We start from the raw sequence: 6,791 nt of genomic DNA, 5'->3' as shown, positions 1-6,791 counted from the left end.
GGAACCCCGGCCGGGACGCGGCGCGCGCCGGCGTCCGCGGCGGGCCGGGACGGGAAGCCGGCGGCATGCCCGATCCCCCCGATGTAGGCCAGCGCCGCCAGGAACGGCAGCAGATGACCGGACCAGCTGACCCAGCCGGTGACGTCGCCGGCCGCGTCCGGAGAACCGGCCTGATAGGTGGTCCAGCCGAAGCTGATCAGCCAGTGCAGCGCCAGCAGGGTGGAGCCGGTCCACAGCAGCGCGTGGCCGCGCCCGATCCGGCGTCCGACATAGACGGTGGCCGCGACCGTGGCCACCACGAAGATCAAGGTGCGCAACAGCGCCAAAACGATGTCCATCACGTGCCTCCGCTCCGGGGTGCCTGCCCCCACCCTAGTAGTGCCCACCCACATTCAGCCGCCCCGGCGACGACCACCGGGCGCGGGTTCTCCGGTTTGCGTTGCAGGGCCTCCGGGGCGGGTGTTAGGTAGTGCCATGAGTTCAAAGGTGAACGCGACAACGATGCAGGTGACCAGTCCCGACGAAGTACGCAACGTGGTGCTGATCGGAAATGCCGGGTCGGGCAAGACCTCGCTCTTCGATCAGTTGCTGAAGGCCCGGATTCCGGGCTATCGCGGGGAGAAGGAGGACGCCGAGCGGGCGTCCCAACTGTTCCTGGCCTCGTTCGTCACCGGAGACAAGCTGGTCAACCTGCTGGACGCCCCCGGACATCCCGATTTCGTCGGCGAGCTGCGCGCCGGCATCCGGGCCGCCGATGCCGCGATCTTCGTGATCTCCGCGGCCGACGGCATCGACGGTGCCGCCCAGTCGCTGTGGGAGGAGTGCCGCGAGGCCAACCTGCCCCGGGTGATCGTGCTGACCAAACTGGACGCCGGGCACGCCGACTTCGACACCTCGGTCGCCGAATGCCAGGACGTCTTCGGCGACGGCGTCCGGCCCACCCACGTCCCGACCTTCGCGGGCCCCGGCCAGGTGGTCGGCAACATCGGCCTGCTCACCCTGGAGGAACACGACTACGCCGGCGGCGGGCGCGTCGTCCGGACGCTGAACGCTCACGACGACCAGGTCGAGACCTACCGCGGCCCGCTGATCGAGTCGATCATCGCCGAGGCCGAGGACGAGACGCTGATGGACAGCTATCTCACCGACGACGAGCACCTCGAACTGGGTGCGCTGCTGGACGACCTGATGAAGGCGGTGGCGACCGCGAACCTGTTCCCGGTGCTCCCGGTGCAGACCGGCACCGGCGTCGGCATCGAAGAGCTGCTGGCGCTGATCGAGCACGGCTTCCCGACCCCGGGGCTGCACCCGAACCCGCCGCTGACCACCACCGACGGCGAGGTGCTGCCGCAGATCGACTCCGACCCGGCGTCCCCGCTGGTGGCGCAGGTGATCCGCACCACCACCGACCCGTTCGCCGGCCGGCTGTCGATGGTGCGGATCTTCTCCGGGACGCTGAACACCGACGACGTGGTGCACGTCTCCGGGCACCGCTCCTGGGTGCTGGGCCATGAGGACAACGCCCATCCCGACCACGACAACGAGGAACGCATCGGGCTGATCCAGGGCGCGGTGGGCGTCGAGTTGAAGCCGCGGCAGCAGGCGATCGCCGGCGAGATCGTGCTGTTGCCCAAGCTGGGCACCGCCGAGACCGCCGACACGCTGTCGTCCAAGGAGCGTCCGGGCGTGGTGGAGTCCTGGCCGCTGCCGGAGCCGCTGCTGCCGCTGGCCATCCGGGCCGCCACCCGCAACGACGAGGACAAGCTGGCCGGCGCCCTGCAACGGCTGGCCGTGGAGGATTCCAGCGTCCGGCTGGACCGCGGCGCCGGCGACCAACTGGTGCTGTGGACCACTGGCCAGGCGCACGCCGACCTGCTGCTCGGCCGGCTGGTGGAGCGCTACCAGGTGCGGGTCGAGCAGGAGGAGCTGAAGATCCCGATGCGGGAGACCTTCGTCGGCAAGGCCACCGCGTTGGGACGCCACGTCAAGCAGTCCGGCGGCCACGGCCAGTACGCGGTCTGCAATATCGAGGTGGAGCCGCTGGAGCGCGGTGCCGGCTTCGAGTTCGTCGACAAGGTGGTGGGCGGCGCGGTCCCCCGGCAGTTCATCCCGTCGGTGGAGAAAGGCATCCGCAATCAGCTCGACAAGGGCGTCTTCGCCGGCTACCCGATGGTGGACATCCGGGTCACCCTGTACGACGGCAAGGCGCACTCGGTGGACTCCTCCGACATGGCCTTCCAGATGGCCGGGGCGTTGGCGATCAAGGAGGCCGCCGCCGCGAAGGGTGGCGTGGTGGCCCTGCTGGAGCCGCTCGACCTGGTCACCGTCACGGTGGGCGAGGAGTACCTGGGTGCGGTGATGACCGATCTCTCCGGACGCCGCGGCCAGCTGCTCGGCTCGGACTCGGTGGACCGCAAGGCGGTGGTCCGGGCACTGGTGCCGCAGAGCGAACTGTCCCGCTACGCCATCGACCTGCGCGGCATCGGCCACGGTTCGGGCACCTTCACCCGTGAGTTCCACGGCTACGAACTGCTGCCCGCCCAGCTGCTGGAGAAATACAAGAAGTAGCCCTCGGTCGAGCTTGCCGGGAGCGATCTCGGCGAGCCCGCCGTCACGGACCGGAGCCGGACGTGTCGTCCGCTCCCCGACTGCGGTGAGATTGCGTCCGATCAGAACCTCGTCCGAGGCGACGGAGGCGAAACACCCCCGATGTAGGACGTAATCTCACGCGGATGTCGTGGGCTCGGCGGCCAAGCCCCGCACAGCGAGGAACCCGGGCGGATCGCCCGGGTTCCTCGCTGTGACGGGTCAGAAGGAGTAGACCGGCTGGCTGCCGTAGGGGATGCGGTCGGTGTCGACGATCTCCTTGCCCAGCGGCACGCAGGTGACCGGGATCATCTTGATGTTGGCGATGGCCAGCGGGATGCCGACGATGGTGATCGCCTGGGCCGCGGCGGTGGTGACATGGCCGATGGCCAGCCACAATCCGGCCACCAGGAACCAGATCACATTGCCGAGCGCCGACCCGACGCCGGCGCCGGGCTTGCGGACGATGGTCTTGCCGAACGGCCACAGCGCATAGCTGGCCATCCGGAACGAGGCGATTCCGAACGGGATCGTGACCACGAAAACGCAGGCCAGTAGTCCGAAGAAGAAATAGCCGAGGGCCAGCCAGAAGCCGCCGAAGACCAACCAGATCAGATTGAGGATGGTGCGCATGGTGAGTCATCGCCTTTCGTGGGTCCGCTCACCAGTGTGGCAGCGCGGCACCGGCGATCGGGGAAACCGGAGCCCGGTTCAGGGATACCCCAGGGCGCTGCCCGACCCCGCTAGCCTGGGTGCGCGTCCCCCGAGGTAAGGATCGCGCGCATGGCCACCGTCCTACTGGTCGACATCACCCGGCTGACCGCAGCGGACGTCGACCAGCTGGCCCGGCAGGCGTCACCGGAGCGGCGGGAACGAGCCGCCCGGTTCCGTTTCGAGGCGGACCGCCTGCGCTGCCTGGTCGCCGGTGCACTGCTCGCCCACGCCCTCGTCCGCACCCATCGGCTGCGCCCGGACGACTACACGATCACCCGGAACCGCTACGGCAAGCCCCTCCTCCAGGACCGCCCCGGCGTCGAGTTCAACCTGTCCCACGCCGGCAGCTGGGTGGTCTGCGCCACCGGCACCGACCCGGTCGGGGTGGACGTCGAGGCGCTGGCGAACGCCCGTCCGCACCTGGCCGACGGGATGTTCGCGCCGGACGAGCGGGACTACGTGCTGGGCGGACCGGCGGCGGAGGCCTCGTTGCGCTTCACCCGGGTGTGGACCCTCAAGGAGGCCTACACCAAATACCTCGGACGCGGGCTGTCCGAACCCTTGGACCGCTTCTCGGTGCTCACCGGCGACGGCCTGGTCCCGGCCGGCGAGGGCGTCCCGGCCCCCTCGCTGCACTGGCGCACCGTGGACGACGCGGCCGGCATCGTGGCCTGGTGCGGCACCGCCGCGGCGGGGTGGGAACTGCTGAGCGTCGAGTCCGCCGAGCTCGTCGCCGGGCTCGGGTGAGTGCACGCGCCGTAGCCCGGAAAGGAGCCGCCGGCTGAAGCCCCGGAGAGGTTCCGCAGGCAGGGCACGGTCGGTCCCACTACCGGCAGAACCTCTAATCTGGCCCGCATGGTCCAGACACGCCCCCGGGTGCAGCGCGAGGTGGTGTCGTTCGTCCGGCGCAGCGCCCGGATGAACCCCAGCCAGGAGAAGGCCTGGGCCGAGCACGCCGACTGGGTGCTGCGGGTCCCGGCCCGGCACACCACCACCTCGGTGGCGCCGGACGCCCGGGTCGACTGGGCGTCCGTGTTCGGCCGCGAGGCGCCGCTGGTGGTGGAGATCGGCGGCGGCACCGGCGACGTGATCGCGGCGGTCGCCGCGGCCCACCCGCAGCGCAATTACGTGGCGTTCGAGGTGTTCGAGCCGGCGGTGGCGAGCACCTTGTCGAAGTGCGCCCGGGCCGGGGTGGACAACGTCCGGGTGGTGGTGGCCAACGGGGTGGACGCCTTGGGCACCCTGGTCGACGACGGCGCACTGGCCGAGCTGTGGACCTTCTTCCCCGACCCGTGGCACAAGAAACGGCATCACAAGCGGCGCTTGGTGTCGCGTCCGTTCGCCGACCTGGTGGCGACGAAACTGGCCGACGACGGGCTGTGGCGGCTGGCCACCGACTGGGAGGAGTACGCGCTGGCGATGCGTGCGGTGCTGGACGAGCATCCGGTGCTGGTCAACCGTTACCCGGGGTGGGCGCCGCGATGGGAAGATCGTCCGCAGAGCAGGTACGAGGCCAAGGGGATCGCCGCCGGCCGGACCATCTACGACCTGTGTTACGGCATCCGGGAAGGGGGACGCCGGTGAGGTTGCGTCTCGACATCGCCTACGACGGCACCGAATTCCACGGTTGGGCGGCCCAGCGCGGGCTGCGCACCGTGCAGGAGGAGCTGGAGGCCTGGATTCCCCGGGTGCTGCGGCTGACCGAGCCGGTCACCCTGACCTGCGCCGGCCGGACCGACGCCGGGGTGCACGCCCGCGGCCAGGTCGCCCACCTGGACCTGCCGGAGACCGCCGACCCCGAGGGCGCCGTGGCCGATCTCGGCTACCGGTTGCGCAACGTGCTGCCGTCCGACCTGGTGGTGCGCCGGGTGAGCCTGGCCCCGCCTGGCTTCGACGCCCGGTTCTCGGCGATCTGGCGGCGCTACATCTACCGGATCGCCGACTCCACCCCCGACCCGCTGCTGCGCACCCACGTCACCCCGATGCGCACCGAGCTCGACCTGCAACGGATCAACCTGGTCGCGCCGCGGCTGCTCGGGCTGCACGACTTCGTGGCCTTCTGCAAGCAGCGCGAGGGCGCCACCACGATCCGCAACCTGCTGCAGCTGTCCACCCGGCGGACCTGGGACGACGTGGTCGAGATCACCGTCCGGGCGGACGCCTTCTGCCACTCCATGGTCCGCTCCTTGGTCGGCGCCCTGGTCGCGGTCGCCACCGGACGCCGGGAGCCGGACTGGCTGGTCGGGCTGCTGGACGCCGGCGCGCGGGCCGGCGACATCCGGGTGATGCCGGCCGGCGGGCTGACTCTGGAGGAGGTCGGCTACCCGCCCGATCGCGAACTGGCCGCCCGGGCCAGCGAGGCCCGGGCCCGGCGCAGCCTGGAGCCGTCCGGGTGAGCCACTACTTCGCCGAGCCGTCCGCGGCCGAGAAGCGGCGTCGGGTCGACGTCCGGTTCTGGGACACCGACTGGCGCTTCAGCACCGCCAACGAGGTGTTCTCCGCCGACGGGCTCGACCTGGGCACCGCGGTTCTGCTGCGCTCGGCGGCACCACCGGCCGGGGCGTCCCGGCTGCTCGACCTGGGCTGCGGCTGGGGGGTGCTGGCGGTCGCGCTGGCCACCGCCTGCCCGGACGCCGTGGTGGACGCCGTCGACGTCAACCCGCGGGCGCTGGCGCTGTGTGCCGACAACGCCCGCGAGCACGGGGTCGGCGATCGGGTCCGTCCGCTGCGACCGGAGGCCGCCGACGCCGGCGTCCGCTACGACGAGATCTGGTCCAACCCGCCGATCCGGATCGGCAAGGACGCCCTGCACGCCCTGCTGCTGACCTGGCTGCCGCGGCTCACGCCGGACGGGGTGGCCCGGCTGGTGGTGGGCCGCAACTTGGGCGCCGACTCGCTGCAGCGCTGGCTGATCGAGCAGGGCTGGGACTGCGAACGCACCGCCAGCGCCAAGGGTTTCCGGGTCTTCGCGGTGACCCGTCCCGCGTCCTGACCCCGGCGGCGATCCGAGCCGGGGGTTCCGCTGGGCTGGGCATTCCCTTGTGCCGGATGGTGAGCCTAGGGTGATTCCGGTTGTGGCAGACGGACTGCCCAGCGCAGAGAAGGAGAGCATCGTGGCTGACGAGAACGCCGGCGGTGGCGGCAACTTCCTCGACGATCTGGCCGCCAAGGCCAAGGAGGTCGGCGAGCAGGTGAAGGAGTTCGCCGAGGACGCCTTCGACAACGTCAAGGAGTTCGCCTCCGATGCGGGGGACAACATCAAGGATCTGGCCGCCGACGCCGGCGACAACCTGAAGGGCTTCGCCGACGATGCCAAGGAGAAGGGCCAGCAGGCCTTCGAGGGACTGAAGGACAAGCTGGACGGCGACTCGACGAACTGAGTCGGCACCGCACCGGCCCGGCCTGGGCCCGCGGTTGGCCCTACCCGCGGTTGGCCCTACCCGCCGCTCGCCTAACTATTGAGCGCTCGCCGAATTCGGCGAGCGCTCAAT

Annotated in this window: 8 protein-coding genes; 6 read left to right on the top strand and 2 right to left on the bottom strand. The window is 70.8% G+C overall.

All coding sequences use genetic code 11. The annotated features are described in order from the left end of the window. Positions 1-338: hypothetical protein (locus tag QM582_RS13115; RefSeq protein WP_415085074.1), on the bottom strand; the 338-nt coding region annotated here is incomplete at its 3' end. 136 nt (positions 339-474) lie between these two features. On the opposite strand from QM582_RS13115, the gene QM582_RS13110 reads away from it, so the two are divergent. Continuing rightward, a complete protein-coding gene (locus QM582_RS13110; protein WP_415085072.1) occupies positions 475-2,568 on the top strand; it encodes an elongation factor G-like protein EF-G2 in 2,094 nt (697 codons plus the stop codon). A 240-nt stretch (positions 2,569-2,808) separates the two neighbouring features. Here QM582_RS13110 and QM582_RS13105 read toward each other — a convergent pair whose 3' ends face one another. Beyond that, a complete protein-coding gene (locus QM582_RS13105; protein ID WP_415085070.1) occupies positions 2,809-3,219 on the bottom strand; it encodes a YccF domain-containing protein in 411 nt (136 codons plus the stop codon). 150 nt (positions 3,220-3,369) lie between these two features. Here QM582_RS13105 and QM582_RS13100 point away from each other — a divergent pair, with 150 nt between their 5' ends. From QM582_RS13100 to QM582_RS13080, 5 genes are all read left to right on the top strand, one after another. Then, positions 3,370-4,047, top strand: a complete 678-nt coding sequence (locus QM582_RS13100; protein ID WP_415085068.1) for a 4'-phosphopantetheinyl transferase family protein — start codon at positions 3,370-3,372, stop codon at positions 4,045-4,047. 108 nt (positions 4,048-4,155) lie between these two features. Next, positions 4,156-4,884, top strand: a complete 729-nt coding sequence (gene trmB / locus QM582_RS13095; protein ID WP_415085066.1) for a tRNA (guanosine(46)-N7)-methyltransferase TrmB — start codon at positions 4,156-4,158, stop codon at positions 4,882-4,884. Beyond that, positions 4,881-5,696, top strand: coding sequence for a tRNA pseudouridine(38-40) synthase TruA (gene truA / locus QM582_RS13090; protein ID WP_415085064.1), 816 nt, complete (start codon positions 4,881-4,883; stop codon positions 5,694-5,696). Before trmB ends, truA begins: the two co-directional genes overlap by 4 nt. Continuing rightward, positions 5,693-6,292 (top strand): class I SAM-dependent methyltransferase, encoded by a 600-nt coding sequence (locus tag QM582_RS13085; protein ID WP_415085062.1) that lies wholly within the window; start codon positions 5,693-5,695, stop codon positions 6,290-6,292. Before truA ends, QM582_RS13085 begins: the two co-directional genes overlap by 4 nt. 121 nt (positions 6,293-6,413) lie before the next feature. Beyond that, on the top strand, positions 6,414-6,680 hold the full coding sequence (locus tag QM582_RS13080) for a hypothetical protein (protein WP_415085060.1): 267 nt from the start codon (positions 6,414-6,416) through the stop codon (positions 6,678-6,680). Positions 6,681-6,791 lie beyond the last annotated feature (111 nt).

It is taken from the genome of Micropruina sp. (assembly GCF_047607385.1).
Classification (GTDB): Bacteria; Actinomycetota; Actinomycetes; order Propionibacteriales; family Propionibacteriaceae; genus Micropruina.
This window is presented reverse-complemented; position numbering and strand designations above follow the sequence as displayed.

What these genes read in the sequence shown, in the direction of transcription:
- QM582_RS13110 (WP_415085072.1), top strand. Translation starts at nt 475, where the DNA reads ATGAGTTCAAAGGTGAACGCGACAACGATGCAGGTGACCAGTCCCGAC.
- QM582_RS13105 (WP_415085070.1), bottom strand. Translation starts at nt 3,219, where the DNA reads ATGCGCACCATCCTCAATCTGATCTGGTTGGTCTTCGGCGGCTTCTGG.
- QM582_RS13100 (WP_415085068.1), top strand. Translation starts at nt 3,370, where the DNA reads ATGGCCACCGTCCTACTGGTCGACATCACCCGGCTGACCGCAGCGGAC.
- trmB (WP_415085066.1), top strand. Translation starts at nt 4,156, where the DNA reads ATGGTCCAGACACGCCCCCGGGTGCAGCGCGAGGTGGTGTCGTTCGTC.